Origin of the sequence: Bacillus sp. FSL R9-9410 (genome assembly GCF_038050385.1) — a bacterium.
GTDB lineage: Bacteria > Bacillota > Bacilli > Bacillales > Bacillaceae_G > Bacillus_A > Bacillus_A cereus_U.
This window is the reverse complement of record NZ_JBBOTV010000001.1, coordinates 4,470,754-4,486,778: the sequence shown is the minus strand read 5'-3', so window position 1 is coordinate 4,486,778 and position 16,025 is coordinate 4,470,754. Positions and strand designations below refer to the sequence as shown.

Genomic DNA, 16,025 nt, shown 5'->3' with positions numbered 1-16,025 from the left:
TTACTAAGGGGCCTTAGCTCAGCTGGGAGAGCGCCTGCCTTGCACGCAGGAGGTCAGCGGTTCGATCCCGCTAGGCTCCATATAAATAGGGAAAGCTTACATCAAATGATGTAAGCTTTTTTTGTGTTTAAATTCCACTCCAAAAGGCAACTTTTCCGTATATCGTTTAAAATGAAACAAAGGGATTGAATAAGAGGGAGGTAACTATGAAAGTTGTCATTGCATCGGATTCATATAAAGAAAGCCTGAAAGCTATAGAGGTATGTGAAGCTATTGAAAGAGGCTTTGCAGCAATTTTTCCTAAAGCAGAGTATGTTAAAGTACCAATTGGAGATGGAGGCGAAGGAACGGTTGAATCTCTTGTTGGCGCTACAATGGGGAGAATGATATCACTTAATGTGACAGGGCCGCTTGGAGAGAGCGTGCAAGCATTTTATGGTATGTCTAAGGATAAGAAGACAGCATTTATTGAAATGGCAGCAGCATCAGGATTACAACACGTTCCAACTGAAAAGAGAAACCCACTTATTACAACTACAAAAGGGACAGGTGAACTTATATTACATGCATTAGACCAAGGAGTTAAACACATTATTTTAGGGCTTGGAGGAAGTGCTACAAATGATGGTGGGGCTGGTATGCTATCTGCCTTAGGCGCAAGATTTATAAATAAGAAAGGTGAGGTAATAGAACCCTCTGGAGGGACATTGCATTGGATAACCACTGTTGACCTTTCTAGGATTGATTCACGCCTGGAAGATATAAAGTTAGAAGCAGCATGTGATGTAGATAACCCTTTAGTTGGACTGAGCGGGGCATCTTTTGTATTTGCGAGACAAAAAGGTGCGAATGTAGAGATGATGAAAGAGCTAGATGAGAATTTAAAACATTATGCTAATATACTAAAACAACATGTGTCTTTTGATGTATCTGAAATACCGGGTGCGGGGGCAGCTGGAGGAATGGGAGCTGCTGTCGTTGCAGTGCTAAAGGGACGGCTAAGAAAAGGGATTGAAATTGTATTAGATTATACAAATTTTGATAAGTGTATAGAGGGTGCTGATCTTATTATAACTGGTGAGGGAAGAATAGATGAACAAACAGCTTATGGAAAAGCTCCTGTTGGTGTCGCGAAGCGGGCGAAATGTCGTCATATCCCTGTAATTGCTATTGGTGGATCTGTATCTCCGAACTATGCAATTGTTTATGAAAAGGGAATTGATGCAGTGTTTAGTATTACAGCTAGTCCAATGACATTAGAAGAAGCATATAAAGTGGCAGAAGAGAATATCGAAATGACAGCAAAAAATATTGCAGCAGTGTGGAAACTAGCATCAGAAAAACGCTTCTAAATGTAGAAGTGTTTTTTTGTTCAGTTATTTGAGGATATTTTGTGTAATTGTAGGTGGTGATGGAGAAAAGTACTGATAAAAATATTTGCTGATAGAAAAGTTAGTTGGTTCATTAAGTTAACTTTATACATCGAATAGTTTAAAAATTGGGATTCCAACGTAAATATAAGTGAATAAAATGTATATCCATGCAGAAAAATGTCGAGTTGAGTCAGACTATATAAAAGATTTAAAATATTTAGTGAAGGCATAAAAGGGGGATACTATCTATGAAAAAAGAAATCTCAGTTATTGGAGTTCCAATGGATTTAGGACAGATGCGTCGCGGGGTTGATATGGGACCAAGCGCGATCCGTTATGCAGGGGTAATTGAAAGAATCGAAGAAATTGGATATAACGTAAAAGATATGGGAGATATATGTATAGAGAGAGAAAAAGAAATAGCTGAAAATACAAAGCTAAGAAACCTTACACAAGTTGCAACTGTATGTAATGAATTAGCAAGTAAGGTTGATCATATTATAGAAGAAGGCCGTTTTCCACTTGTATTGGGTGGCGATCATAGTATTGCTATCGGTACGTTAGCTGGTGTAGCGAAACATTATAAAAATTTAGGTGTTATTTGGTATGATGCACACGGTGATTTAAATACAGAAGAGACTTCACCATCTGGAAATATTCATGGTATGTCACTTGCTGCAAGTTTAGGATATGGACATTCTTCACTTGTAGACTTATATGGGGCATATCCAAAGGTGAAGAAAGAGAATGTTGTAATTATCGGTGCACGTGCATTAGATGAAGGAGAAAAAGACTTTATTCGTGAAGAAGGCATTAAAGTATTCTCAATGCATGAAATTGATCGTATGGGTATGACGGCTGTTATGGAAGAAACGATTGCGTATTTATCTCATACTGATGGTGTTCATTTATCATTAGATTTAGATGGGCTTGATCCTCATGACGCACCAGGAGTTGGAACGCCTGTAATTGGTGGTCTATCTTATCGCGAAAGCCACTTAGCGATGGAGATGTTAGCAGAAGCTGATATTGTTACATCTGCTGAATTTGTTGAAGTAAATACAATTTTAGATGAGAGAAACAGAACAGCAACAACAGCGGTTGCTTTAATGGGTTCTTTATTCGGTGAAAAACTGAAATAAATGTAAGAAAAGCAACTGTGAAGTTGCTTTTTTTATTGGAAAATAGGCGTATAATAACTTATATTACACTGTAGGATAAGGAAGTTTGACATCTTACCAATTTAAGCTAAGGGGGCGTTTGTAATTGTCGTTTGTTTCATGTATGGTATAATTAACTAGTTGTTGGAAATACATACAGATAGAGCATAAAATAATATTTCAATATATGGATAGAATTGCTCGTAAGTAGGAGGAAGGGTTAGCATGCCTTTTGAAGATACGACCATTTTGAAATATCTTAGTACGGCATTAGATATTGCTGTTGTATGGTTTATTATATATAAGCTAATTCTTATAATCCGGGGCACGAAGGCTGTTCAACTTTTAAAAGGTATTACAGTTATTATTGTCGTCCGGATGATTAGTATTTTACTTGAATTGCATACGCTATATTGGCTAACGGAACAAGTATTAACGTGGGGATTTTTAGCTGTTATTATTATCTTTCAGCCAGAATTGCGAAGAGCACTTGAGCAGCTAGGACGAGGCAGCTTGTTTTCACGTGTGGGAACTCACGAGGACGATGAACCTGAAATTGTTGCAACAGCGATAGCGAAAGCAACGGAATATATGGGAAAACGTAGAATTGGTGCATTAATTACGTTGTCAAAAGAGACTGGGATGGGTGACTATGTGGAAACGGGTATTCCGCTGAACGCAAATGTTTCATCAGAATTACTCATTAATATTTTCATCCCTAATACGCCTCTTCATGATGGAGCAGTAATTATGCAGGGAAGTACAATTAAAGCAGCAGCATGTTATCTTCCGCTATCAGAAAGTCCGTTTATTTCTAAGGAGTTAGGAACAAGGCATCGTGCTGCAATGGGAGTTAGTGAAGTTACTGATAGTATTACAGTAGTTGTGTCGGAAGAAACGGGTCAAATTTCTTTAACAAAAAACGGTGAGTTACATCGGGATTTGAAGACAGAACAGCTGAAGGATATGTTGTTAACAGAATTTAGTGGGAATGAAAAAACGACTTCTTCGTCTTTATGGAATTGGAGGAGAAAGCGTCATGGATAAGTTAATGGAGAATAATTGGTTTTTAAAAGGAATCTCATTACTATTGGCGTGTATGCTTTTTATGTCAGCAACTTTAACTGAAAAAAATACAACATCAAGTATATTACCTTTCGTAAATGAATCGAAAGAAACATTAACTGATTATCCCATTACCCTTAAATATGATGAAGAGAAGTATATTGTAAGTGGTATTCCACAAGGTGGAGTCAAGGTGAAGTTAGAAGGGCCAAAAGCAGCGGTTGCTACAGCAAAAGCAAAAAGCCAATTTAATATACCTGTTGATTTGCGGGATCGTCCAGAAGGAACATATGAAGTTTCTTTAAAAGCAAATGGTCTCCCAGATGATGTAAAAGGGACAGTTCAACCAGCAACAATTAAAGTCACTCTTCATGAAAAAGCCAAAAAATATGTTCATGTAGATTTAAAATTATCAAATGAAGATCAGATGCCAGCAGGTGCTACTATTGAGAAATCAAGTATTAAGCCCGACACTGTTGAAGTCGTTGGAACAAAAGAAGAAATAGAAAGTATCTCATCGGCTAAGGCATATATCGACTTAAAAGGCGTTAATAAAACTGTTACAAAAACAGCAGACGTTACATTATACAATAAAGAAGGAAAACGTTTAAATGTAAAAACGAGTCCATCTAAAATAAGTGTAACGGTGAATGTAGCGACACAAGCTACAGCAAATAACGTCGAAAAAACAGTTCCTTTAACATATTCGAAAAAAGGGAATTTACTAGAAGGTTTAGCTGTTACAAATATTAGTATTGAACCAAAAGAAGTAACGATAGCAGGTCCAAAAGACATTTTGGATAATATACAATCTATAGAGGGGGTCGAGGTAGATCTTAGTCAATTGACGGATTCTACAACATTCGATGCCTCTGTTTTATTGCCAAAAGGTGTAACAAGTGCAAAACCAAATCAAGTGAAGGTTTCCGTAGGGGTACAAAAGGTAAAACAAACGAAAAGTAAAACGATTGATGGTATCCCGATTCAAAAAAATGGAATTCCGAATGATGTTACTGCTCAGCTACTTTCGCCACAAGATGGAAAGATAAGCGTTGATATTTCAGGAGAAGCAAGTATAGTAGATAAAATAACAGCTGCTCAAATAACAGCGGCGATTAATCTGCAAAATGTATCTCCGGGGACGAAGGATGTTTCTATTCAAGTGAGCGGTCCTAGTAATATTTCGATAGAAGCAAAACAAAAAAGTGCTAAAGTCACAATTGTGAAGAAAGAAAAGCCGGATAAAGAAGTACAAGGTAATATTGAACCACCAGATGCAAAAAACAATCAAGAAAATCAAACTGAAAAACCAAAAAATCCTGAACCTGATCTAGAAAAGGATCAGGAAAAAGATAAAAATAAAGACAAAGAAAAAGACAAAGAAAAAGACAAAGAAAAAGAAAATGGCCAAGAACCAAGCCAAGAAACGAGCCAAGAACCAACAGTAGATAATCAAAAAGAGCACGAAAAAGGAGCGAATAATAATGGGTAAATATTTTGGTACAGACGGAGTACGCGGGGTTGCAAATAAGGAATTAACACCTGAATTAGCATTCAAAATTGGACGTTTTGGTGGCTATGTATTAACAAAAGATACAGATCGTCCAAAAGTAATTATTGGCCGTGATACACGTATATCTGGACATATGTTAGAAGGAGCTTTAGTAGCAGGTCTATTATCAACTGGAGCAGAAGTAATGCGTCTTGGTGTTATTTCTACACCAGGTGTGGCTTATTTAACAAAAGCTTTAGATGCACAAGCGGGTGTTATGATTTCTGCATCTCATAATCCAGTACAAGATAATGGAATTAAGTTCTTTGGTTCAGATGGCTTTAAATTAACAGATGAGCAAGAAGCAGAAATTGAAGCATTATTAGACAAAGAAGTTGACGAGTTACCACGTCCAACAGGTACTAACCTTGGCCAAGTGAGTGATTACTTTGAAGGTGGACAAAAATATTTACAATACATTAAACAAACTGTAGAGGAAGATTTCTCTGGTTTACATATCGCTTTAGATTGCGCACACGGTGCGACTTCTTCTTTAGCTCCATACTTATTTGCAGACTTAGAAGCTGATATTTCAACGATGGGAACTTCTCCAAACGGTATGAATATTAACGAAGGCGTAGGATCTACACATCCAGAGGTCTTAGCTGAATTAGTAAAAGAAAAAGGTGCGGATATCGGACTTGCTTTTGATGGTGATGGCGACCGTTTAATCGCTGTAGATGAAAAAGGAAACATCGTTGATGGCGATCAAATTATGTTTATTTGCGCGAAGTATATGAAAGAAACTGGTCAATTAAAACATAATACAGTTGTTTCAACAGTTATGAGTAACTTAGGTTTCTACAAAGCACTTGAAGCAAACAGTATTACAAGTGATAAAACAGCAGTTGGTGACCGCTACGTAATGGAAGAAATGAAACGTGGTGGATATAACCTGGGCGGAGAACAATCAGGTCACATTATCTTACTTGATTACATTACAACTGGTGATGGAATGTTAAGTGCACTTCAACTTGTAAATATCATGAAAATGACGAAAAAGCCATTATCTGAGCTTGCAGGTGAGATGACAAAATTCCCACAATTACTAGTAAACGTTCGTGTAACAGATAAAAAACTAGCATTAGAAAATGAGAAAATTAAAGAAATTATTCGTATTGTAGAGGAAGAAATGAACGGAGACGGTCGTATTCTTGTTCGTCCATCTGGAACAGAACCACTTATTCGTGTAATGGCAGAAGCACCGACACAAGAAATTTGTGATGGGTATGTACATCGTATTGTAGAAGTTGTGAAAGCTGAAGTTGGCGTTGAATAATTAGCCGATTTTATTTAAAAGGAGCACAAAAAGTGCTCCTTTTTCATATGTTTTATAGACAATGAAAAAAATTTCATTGACGATTTATATTGTTTGTTATACGATGGTCTTGTTCTTTTTCTCAAAGGAAATATTGTAAATTATAAAAGCGCCAGAACTACAAGTAGTGTAGTTGACGAGGTGGAGTTTATCGAGATTTCGGCGGATGACTCCCGGTTGTTCATCACAACCGCAATCTTTTACTTAAAACATTAAGGTGACTTAGTGGACAAAGGTGAAAGTGTGATGAGAGAAAAGGAACGGATGAATACTAGCTGTATAAGTATATACGGACTTTAACCCAATCGAGAGGAAGGTGAAAGCCGTTACAAGCTTACAGGGCTAGCAATATGTAATCCGTTTTTTTAATATAAATAAATGGTATCGGACTATGTCGTTACATGTTCGCAAAGCAGTGTAAGCATTTGTAACGGCGACTAAACATGTGTGGAATCGTAGGATTTATTGGAGAGCAAGATGCAAAGGAAATTTTATTAAAAGGTTTAGAAAAGCTAGAATATCGTGGATATGATTCATCAGGTATTGCAGTACAAACAGAGAACGGTGTTGTTGTATACAAAGAAAAAGGCCGTATTGCAAAACTTCGCGAAATCGTAGATGAGAACGTAGCAGCAAGCGTGGGAATCGGTCATACACGCTGGGCTACACATGGTATTCCAAGCAAACTAAATGCGCATCCGCATCAAAGTACATCAAAACGCTTTACACTAGTTCATAACGGTGTAATTGAAAACTATGAGTTAGTGAAAAAGGAATATTTACAAGATGTAACGTTCGTAAGTGAAACAGATACAGAAATTATCGTGCAGCTTATGGAACAACAAGTAAGTACAGGACTAAGTGTAGAAGAAGCGTTCCGAAAAACGTTATCTCTTTTACATGGTTCTTACGCAATCGGACTACTTGATGCTGAAAATCCAAACATGATTTATGTTGCTAAAAACAAAAGCCCGCTATTAGTAGGTGTTGGTGACAACTTTAATGTTATTGCAAGCGACGCTATGGCGATGTTACAAGTTACAGATCAATTTATCGAATTAATGGATAAAGAAATCGTAATTGTAACGAAAGAAAGCATTACAATTAAAAACTTACAAGGTGAAACGATTGAACGTGCACCGTTTACAGCGGAATTAGATGCAAGTGATATTGAAAAAGGAACGTATCCTCATTTCATGCTAAAAGAAATCGACGAGCAACCACTTGTAATCCGTAATATTATTCAAAAGTACCAAGATGAAAATGGCGAAATTGAATTAGATCAAGATATCCGTAATGCGATTTTAGATAGCGATCGTATTTACATCATTGCATGTGGAACAAGTTACCATGCAGGTCTTGTTGGAAAACAATTTATTGAGAAGTTTGCGAAAGTACCAGTTGAAGTACATGTAGCAAGTGAATTCTCTTACAACATGCCATTATTAACAGAAAGACCATTCTTCATTTACATTTCACAAAGTGGTGAAACAGCTGATAGCCGTGCAGTACTTGTGCAAACAAATGAAATGGGTCATAAAGCATTAACAATTACAAATGTACCTGGTTCTACGCTTTCTCGTGAAGCTGATTATACACTTCCGTTATATGCGGGACCGGAAATCGCAGTTGCATCGACGAAAGCATACACAGCACAGCTTGCAGTACTTTCAATCTTAGCGGCTGACATTGCAAAAGCGAAAGGTGAAGTTCTTGATTTCGATTTAACACACGAATTAGGACTTGTAGCAAATGCAATGGTAGTACTTTGTGATCAAAAAGAAGAAATGGACGCATTAGCAAAACAATTTTTAGCAACAACGCGTAACTGCTTCTTCATCGGACGTAGCGTAGACTTCTTCGTAGGTTTAGAAGGTGCGTTAAAACTAAAAGAAATCTCTTACATCCAAGCAGAAGGATTTGCTGGAGGAGAATTAAAACACGGTACAATTGCCTTAATCGAAAACGGTACACCAGTTATCGCACTTGCTACACAAGAGCACGTAAACCTTGGAATTCGTGGTAACGTGAAAGAAGTAGTAGCACGCGGGGCTAACCCATGTATCATCTCAATGAAAGGCTTAGAAATGGAAGGAGACAGCTTCGTATTACCAGCTGTACACGAAGCACTAGCACCGCTAGTAGCAGTTATTCCATTCCAACTTATCTCATACTACGCAGCACTTCACCGCGAATGTGATGTTGATAAGCCACGTAACTTAGCTAAATCTGTTACGGTTGAGTAGGAGATTGGTAAGTTAATAAATATAGTTGTAGCTTTAAAATAAATTTACGAATCTGTACCCCTTTAGATATTTTATCTAAAGGGGTATTTTTGTGTCGAAAAAGAACATCTAAAATTGATAAGTGGACAGAATCCTGCTAATTAAAGTTTTACTTTATCGGATTTGGAATGAAACCACTTTTATTTATCTGAATTTTTCGTTATCATTTTAAGTATTCGTGAACAATTTTCTTTCTTATGACAAGAAGAGACGATAGATTAATGGACATTACGAGGGGGGATATTGATGAAAGTGAATGAAAAAATATATTTAAGTATAGAAGAGATTATTTCATTACCGGCCTTATCAAGTACAAACATAAGTGATGATGGTAAAAATGTAGCATTTGTAAAGAAGACAGCTAACTGGAAAGACAATACATATAGGAATCAGGTATGGATATATGAAAAGGATAAGGGGCAGAGTTATCCATTAACAACTAGGGATATAGATAGTACATACCCATTATGGTCTCCAGATTCTAGGGATATCGCATATCTTAGCCCAGTTGGCGACGGGGATAATAAGAAAAATCAGATCTTTGTTAAGTCGATAGGTGGATATGATGGGGTTCAAATTACTGATGAGAAAGAAGGAATCAGTATATTCAAATGGAATCCTACTGGTAAAGGTTTTTATTATGTTGCACAGTCAAAAGAATGTGAGGAAATAAAGAAACGTAAGGAACTATATGGAGATTTCCACCATGTAGGTAAGGAACATCAGAATAATTGTTTATATTACATTGAAATAGAAAAAGCGATACAAAATGATAAAGATGCACACGAAAATAGCGTTGTTTATCAACTAACTGATGGAAATAATTTTCATATCCATGAATTTGATATTTCAAATGATGGGAAGAAGGTTGTATTTATGGCTACACCAAGCTCAAATATGGGAGATTATATGAATGGAGATCTATACATACTACATATTAAAGCTGGAGAGCTACAAAAGATGAATGTAGATAAGTTGTTGGGCGGGAGCGTTTGTTTTTCTCCTGAAGGCAGCAAAATATGTTACTCAGCAAGCATAAGAGAGAAGGATTACTATAGAAACCATATACAAGATAGTACATTAGAGATATATGATATGAATACTGGAGAGGTAATTCAACCTTTAACAAATTTTGATAGTACGGTTATGCCATTACAGTGGACAGCTAAAGGAATTTTAATTAGATGGCAGGATAAAACGAATTACCTTATTGGATTGCTATGTGAGGATGGCACTGTAGAAATGTTAAGTGAAAAAGTAGATAGCTTTATAATGGATGCTTCTATAACAATGGATGGAAATCATATAGCCTATAATAAGGCTATAACAAATGAAACCTTTGAAATCTATTTAGACGATAAAAAAATAACGAATGAAAATAGCTTTTTCGAAGGAAAGCTTAAAAGTAATAGGGAAATAATCTCATGGAAAAGTAGTGATGGTCTTGAAATAGAGGGTGTTTTATCAACCCCAGTAGAGTTTGACGCAAATAAAAAATATCCTTTATTAATAGTAATCCATGGTGGTCCGGCTTGGGCATCTTTTCCGATATTTTCAGACTGTTTTAATGAGAAGTATCCGATTGAACAGTTTGTTGAAAAAGGCTTTATCGTTTTAGAACCAAACTATAGAGGAAGTTCTGGTTATGGTAATGAATTTTTAAAAGCAAACTATAGAAAACAGGGAATTGCTGACTATGATGATATTATATCTGGAGTAGATAAACTAGTTGAAAAGGGGATTGTAGATAAAGATAGAGTAGGAGTTATGGGATGGAGCAATGGGGGATATATATCAGCTTTCTGTTCTACATTTAGTAGTAGATTTAAAGCTATTTCAGTTGGCGGTGGAATTACTAATTGGAGTACCCATTATGTAAAGACAGATATCCCTTACTTTATTAGAATGCATTTAGGAGATAATCCATGGAATGATCCAGAGATATATAAGAAAACATCACCAATGACATATATTAAATCAGCCTGTACGCCTACCTTAATTCAACATGGGGAAAAGGATGTAAGAATTCCAATTACAAATGCATATGAGCTACATCAAGGATTAAGAGAAATGGAAGTTGATACAGAATTAATTATATTTAAAGGAATGGCATATAGTTCTGATCAGCCAGGAATGAGAGTGGCTATTATGAAACAGAATTTGATGTGGTTTTCACACTATATTCTTGGAGAAAGTATGAAAGATTTTAGGACTTTATAATGACAGGATACATAAGGAAGGATTTTTTTTTATTTAGCTTGTGATTGTAGCTCTTGCTTCTGGTTCATCTACAAGTATACGTATTATTAGATTTTCAGATAGCCCAACGTTATAAGGTAAATTATAACGTTTATATAAATATAAATTACTTCTATAGATAAATTTGTATTATATCAAATTGTGAATAGTTTAGGTAATTTATTGTATATCAAAAAACCGAAATCTGATTATAGATTTCGGTTTCGTTTTATGTGCGAAAATGATCGTGTTTCTTATTATTTGATATTTCAAAGATGAATTGTTCTTATGCAGTTTTACTTAATTTATATGCTTCACGGTTATTTTTTTTGAAAAGTTTTGGGAAAACATAACCATCTAATCCAATACGTCCAGCATTCTGTCCTGCAACTAAAATGAACATAGTTAAAATAAGCAGGTTTGGGTTTACACTAACAGTTCCGCTTAATAAAAATGAAAGGTTCATTATGATTCCGAAAAATGCAGCTGTTTTTGTTAATCCACCTAAAATCAAACCGAGACCTACTAAAATTTCTCCCCATTGAACTAAAAAGCTAAATAGATCTGCGTTTGGAAGAACAAAATGTTGAAGGAAATCTGCCCACCAACCTTGTACTGCAGGGTGACTACCTGATGCTTGAGCGATAGCTCCTTTTAGAAAACCGCTTGCATCAAAAGACTGTCCGAAAACTTTTCCTATTCCAGCAGCAAGCCATGCATATCCTATGTAAAGTCGTAAAAATAATAATATGAAAGTAGCGCGTTTATCGGTTCTTAAAAAATTGATAACCATTGAAATCCCTCCAATGTATTGTATTTACATGTTTATTATATATCAATTGTGAATAAGTTCACAATGGAGGGAATGTGAACAAAGATAGGTTATGAGTAATTGTTTTATTTTTTGTAACATTTCATCTTTTTTGATAGACTAATAATAGAGATATATTGAAAGGGGATAAAGAGTAGGTATGTGGATGAGCTTGTAATGATTAGAAATTGGATAGATGAATTTTTTCTCTCTCATTAGTGAGGGTGTATTTAGTTCTCTACAAATCATTCAAGGACTGCATATTTGGCTTGTACATCCCTTTTGTAAGGATAGATGCCTATTTTATGTATCTGTCTTTTTTTGCGGGAAAGTTTATATCTCTTTTATAAAATATGCGTCTTTAATTTGGAGGAGTATATTATGAATCAATTGAAAAATAAAGTAGCTGTTGTTACAGGTGTTAGTCGTCTAGATGGTATTGGAGCAGCGATTTGTAAAGAATTAGCTGAAGCAGGATACGATATATTTTTTACGTACTGGACGAATTACGATAAAGAGATGCCTTGGGGCGTTGATCCAAACGAACAAATACAATTAAAAGAAGAGCTGATACAAAGCGGTGTTGAAGTATCAAGTATGGAGTTAGATTTAACTCGGAATGATGCGCCGGAACAACTTATAAATAAAGTTATTGAACAAATGCGGCACCCTGATATATTAATTAACAACGCAGCGTACTCTACGAATAATGATTTCTCCAATTTGACTGCTGAAGAGTTAGATAAACATTATATGGTAAATGTTCGCGGCACTACATTGTTAAGTAGTAAGTTTGCTCAAGGATTTGATAAAGAATCAGGTGGTAGAATCGTTAATATTACTTCGGGACAATTTAAAGGGCCTATGGCTGGAGAATTAGCGTATGCAACGACGAAGGGAGCTATTGACGCTCTCACTAGTACGTTATCAGCAGAAGTGGCTCATTTAGGGATAACGGTTAATGCGATTAATCCAGGCCCAACTAATACGGGATGGATGACTGAAGAGATAAAGCGCGGGTTAACACCGATGTTTCCTTTTGGCAGAATTGGTGAACCAAAGGATGCAGCAAGGCTTATTAAGTTTTTAGTGAGCGAAGAAGCTGGGTGGATTACAGGGCAAGTTATTCATTCAGAAGGTGGATTTAAGAGATAAATTTATAAATAAAAGAGGTAACTACTCAGTCATTCTATGAAAAACCGACAGAAAAAGCATTTTTTAAAATGGTCGAGGGGTGACTGGCTATGTATAGGAGCGGTCAGTGCCTTTTCCTGCCACGCACAAAGTTTTAAAACAAAGAAAGGTAGCAAGGTGTAGGTCCATTTTTATCTTCATGGTAGCAATCTATATGCTGAAAAATGAAAATAACTTTCTATAGGCAATAAGGGGCGTATTCTCGCCGGAATAATACGCCTTATCCAACTTCTAAATAAAATGTATGGCTGAGTAGTTACTAAAAAAGAAGGTATCTCATTTCAGCGAGATACCTTCTTTTTAATCTTTCTTCAATCTCCGCGCTATACCATTCCCTAATGACTGTAATCCTTGAACGAGAATGATTAAAATAAAGACTGTTGCATACATTACTTCAGGTTCGTAGCGTAAATGCCCGAATCGATATGCGAGATCACCAAGGCCTCCAGCACCTACAAGTCCAGCCATTGCTGTTGCACCGATTAAGCCGATCGTTGCGATTGTTAATCCGAGTACGAGAGATGGACGAGCTTCTTTAACCATGACGTGCCAAATGATTTTTAAAGTAGAAATTCCCATTGCTTGATATGCTTCAATAACACCACGGTCCACTTCTAATAAAGCCGTTTCCATTAAACGAGCAATATAGGGAGCTGTGAATACGACAAGTGGTACGATAACACCTTGCACGCCAATAGATGTCCCCATTAGAAATTTTGTAAAAGGTAAAATAAAGAATAATAGAATGATAAATGGCAGAGAGCGAATGACATTAATAATTGTATTAAGAATCGGATATACGATTTTATTCTCTAGTTGGCCACCAGGTCTTGTTAAAACGAGTGTTACACCGAGTGGTAATGCAATTAGAATAGAGATAAGTAGTGAAATAGATGTCATTTGAAAGGTTTGAATTGTTGCTTCCCATATTAAGTTACCCCACTCATCCAAAAAGGATTTGTTTCCCATAATCGGTTCTACCTCCTTCTACGATAATTCCTTGTTCTTGTAAAAATGATAAGGCACGGTGTACTTCACTTTTTTCACCTTGCATATGAACGACCAGTCTCCCATATGCCTCATGTTTTAACTGCGTAATATTGCCTGATAAAATATTAGGATATACGTGGAAACGTTTTGTAGCGACAGCTAACGCTGGCTCTCCTGAAGAGGTTCCAATAAATGAAAGTGTTACGATTTCTCCAGTACTTTGTAGCTTTTTCTGTACCTCTTCTGGAATTTTAGCTGCAAATGCGCTATTTACAAATTTCTTCGTTGTTACATGTTGTGGGTTTGTGAAAATATCTTTTACGGTTCCACTCTCAACGACAGATCCATGTTCCATTACAGCAACTTGGTCACATATACGCTGGATGACATTCATTTCGTGTGTAATTAGCAAAATCGTAATTCCGATTTCTTCGTTGATCTTTAATAATAAATCAAGAATAGAATCGGTTGTTTCCGGATCTAATGCGCTCGTTGCTTCATCACTTAATAAAACTTCAGGTTCATGAGATAGTGCGCGGGCGATCGCTACACGTTGTTTTTGACCACCAGATAATTCACTTGGATAGGCATCTTTTTTATTAAAGAGATCAACAATGCGTAAATACTTTTCTACCCTTTTTTCAATTTCATTTTTGGGAAGGCCAGATAGACGTAAGGGTAGTGCGATGTTTTCATAAACGGTAACGGTTTTAAGTAAATTGAATCCTTGAAAAATCATGCCGATCTTTTGTCTCGCTTTTGCGAGTTCCTTTGTCGATAAGGTTGTTAAGTTTTGATCGTTTATAATGATATTTCCTGTCGTTGGTTTTTCTAATAAATTTACACAGCGAATTAATGTACTTTTACCAGCGCCGCTATATCCGATGATTCCAAATACTTCGCCCTTTTTTACTTTAAGGGAAGTTGGTTTAAGGGCCTCAACAGTTCCTTTTTTTGTTGTAAATACTTTGGAGACGTTTTTTAATTCAATCATTATAGTCAGCTCCTACCAAGACGGTAAAACAGAACCATCGAATTTTTTCTCAATGAAATCTTTTACTTCTTTAGATTGATAAGCTTTCTTTAATTTATTTACAACAGCATCATCTTTATTTTCAGTACGAACAACGACCCAGTTCACATATGGTGAATCTTTTCCTTCGCGGAAAATAGAATCTTTCGCTGGACTTAATTTTGCACCTAATGCAAAGTTTGTATTAATCGCAGCTGCCTTCACTTCACCTAGCTGCGTTGGTAGTTGAGATGCCTCTAATTCAACAATCTTTAAATTTTTCGGATTTTCAATTACATCTTTTGCAGTCGCTTTTTCTGTAGCTTTTGGATCAACTTTTAAAACCCCTGCTTTTTCAAATAGCTTTAAAGCACGAAGCTCATTTGTTGGATCGTTTGGGACAGCAATTGCGTCACCCTCTTTTAATTCTTTTACATCTTTTAAGTTTTTAGAGTATATGCCCATAGGGAATGTTACTGTGGAAAATACTTCAGTTAATTTCATATTACGTTCAGCTTTAAATACGTCTAAATAAGATTTGGTTTGATAGCTATTTACATCGAGGCTTTTTTCATCTAAAGATACGTTTGGTGCTACATAATCATTAAATACCTTTACATCGATTTGGAGGCCATCTTTTGCTGCAACTTCTTTCACCTTTTCAAAAATTTGTTCATGAGGTCCGCCTGTTACACCAACGGTAATCTTTTTCTCATCTAATGCTTTTACCTCTTTATCAGAATTAGCACCACATGCGCCTAACAATAAGACAGCTCCACTTACAATACTTACTAATACCTTTTTCATCTATAATTCCCCCTTAATATACGTTCCAAAATAAAAAGCACCTCTCAAAAATAAGAGAGGTGCCGAATAGACGAAATAGGTTCCTCTCTTATCTTCCAAAACGAAAATCGTTCTGCAGGAATTAGCACCTTAGCTTATACGTTATAAGCTCGGTTGCCGGGCATCATCGGGCCAGTCCCTCCGCCACTCTTGATAAGAGTATGTGTATTTAGTTTTTAAA

Annotated in this window: 12 protein-coding genes, 1 tRNA gene, 1 pseudogene and 1 riboswitch; of the genes and pseudogenes, 10 read left to right on the top strand and 4 right to left on the bottom strand. The window is 36.2% G+C overall.

Features of this window, described 5'->3' with window-relative positions; translation table 11 throughout:
• The first annotated feature begins 7 nt into the window (after window positions 1-7).
• From MKX77_RS23160 to MKX77_RS23125, 9 genes and pseudogenes are all read left to right on the top strand, one after another.
• A tRNA-Ala gene (locus MKX77_RS23160) sits at window positions 8-80 on the top strand.
• A 126-nt stretch (window positions 81-206) separates the two neighbouring features.
• Window positions 207-1,352, top strand: a complete 1,146-nt coding sequence (locus MKX77_RS23155) for a glycerate kinase (protein ID WP_341307896.1) — start codon at window positions 207-209, stop codon at window positions 1,350-1,352.
• Window positions 1,353-1,621: 269 nt separating this feature from the next.
• Window positions 1,622-2,515: an arginase gene (rocF, locus tag MKX77_RS23150; RefSeq protein ID WP_002113337.1), complete on the top strand. Its 894-nt coding sequence runs from the start codon at window positions 1,622-1,624 to the stop codon at window positions 2,513-2,515.
• Window positions 2,516-2,758: 243 nt separating this feature from the next.
• On the top strand, window positions 2,759-3,580 hold the full coding sequence (gene cdaA / locus MKX77_RS23145) for a diadenylate cyclase CdaA (protein ID WP_002113339.1): 822 nt from the start codon (window positions 2,759-2,761) through the stop codon (window positions 3,578-3,580).
• Window positions 3,573-5,090 (top strand): CdaR family protein, encoded by a 1,518-nt coding sequence (locus tag MKX77_RS23140; protein WP_341307895.1) that lies wholly within the window; start codon window positions 3,573-3,575, stop codon window positions 5,088-5,090. Before cdaA ends, MKX77_RS23140 begins: the two co-directional genes overlap by 8 nt.
• Window positions 5,083-6,429 (top strand): phosphoglucosamine mutase, encoded by a 1,347-nt coding sequence (glmM, locus tag MKX77_RS23135; RefSeq protein ID WP_215554974.1) that lies wholly within the window; start codon window positions 5,083-5,085, stop codon window positions 6,427-6,429. The genes MKX77_RS23140 and glmM overlap by 8 nt, the downstream gene beginning before the upstream one ends.
• 285 nt (window positions 6,430-6,714) lie before the next feature.
• Window positions 6,715-6,899: pseudogene (locus MKX77_RS30735) on the top strand (hypothetical protein).
• A gap of 12 nt (window positions 6,900-6,911) precedes the next feature.
• Window positions 6,912-8,714, top strand: coding sequence for a glutamine--fructose-6-phosphate transaminase (isomerizing) (gene glmS / locus MKX77_RS23130; protein WP_215554975.1), 1,803 nt, complete (start codon window positions 6,912-6,914; stop codon window positions 8,712-8,714).
• 285 nt (window positions 8,715-8,999) lie between these two features.
• The gene (locus MKX77_RS23125) at window positions 9,000-10,973 is read left to right on the top strand and encodes a S9 family peptidase (RefSeq protein ID WP_341307894.1); all 1,974 of its coding nucleotides are present in this window, start codon (window positions 9,000-9,002) and stop codon (window positions 10,971-10,973) included.
• A gap of 304 nt (window positions 10,974-11,277) precedes the next feature.
• On the opposite strand, the gene MKX77_RS23120 is transcribed toward MKX77_RS23125, so the two are convergent.
• The gene (locus MKX77_RS23120; RefSeq protein ID WP_002202045.1) at window positions 11,278-11,784 is read right to left on the bottom strand and encodes a DoxX family membrane protein; all 507 of its coding nucleotides are present in this window, start codon (window positions 11,782-11,784) and stop codon (window positions 11,278-11,280) included.
• Between the two features lie 399 nt (window positions 11,785-12,183).
• Between MKX77_RS23120 and MKX77_RS23115 the strand changes: the two genes are divergently transcribed.
• Window positions 12,184-12,957, top strand: coding sequence for an SDR family oxidoreductase (locus MKX77_RS23115; protein WP_341307893.1), 774 nt, complete (start codon window positions 12,184-12,186; stop codon window positions 12,955-12,957).
• 339 nt (window positions 12,958-13,296) lie between these two features.
• Here the strand turns inward: MKX77_RS23115 and MKX77_RS23110 are convergent, their stop codons facing one another.
• From MKX77_RS23110 to MKX77_RS23100, 3 genes are read right to left on the bottom strand one after another with little or no spacing between them, the layout of a single operon-like run.
• On the bottom strand, window positions 13,297-13,965 hold the full coding sequence (locus MKX77_RS23110; RefSeq protein WP_215554980.1) for a methionine ABC transporter permease: 669 nt from the start codon (window positions 13,963-13,965) through the stop codon (window positions 13,297-13,299).
• Entirely contained in the window at window positions 13,940-14,980 is a 1,041-nt protein-coding gene (locus MKX77_RS23105) for a methionine ABC transporter ATP-binding protein (protein ID WP_215554981.1), read from the bottom strand. Before MKX77_RS23105 ends, MKX77_RS23110 begins: the two co-directional genes overlap by 26 nt.
• Window positions 14,981-14,992: 12 nt before the next feature.
• The gene (locus MKX77_RS23100; protein WP_215554982.1) at window positions 14,993-15,805 is read right to left on the bottom strand and encodes a MetQ/NlpA family ABC transporter substrate-binding protein; all 813 of its coding nucleotides are present in this window, start codon (window positions 15,803-15,805) and stop codon (window positions 14,993-14,995) included.
• 85 nt (window positions 15,806-15,890) lie between these two features.
• Window positions 15,891-16,004, bottom strand: a riboswitch (SAM riboswitch).
• Between the last annotated feature and the right edge of the window lie 21 nt (window positions 16,005-16,025).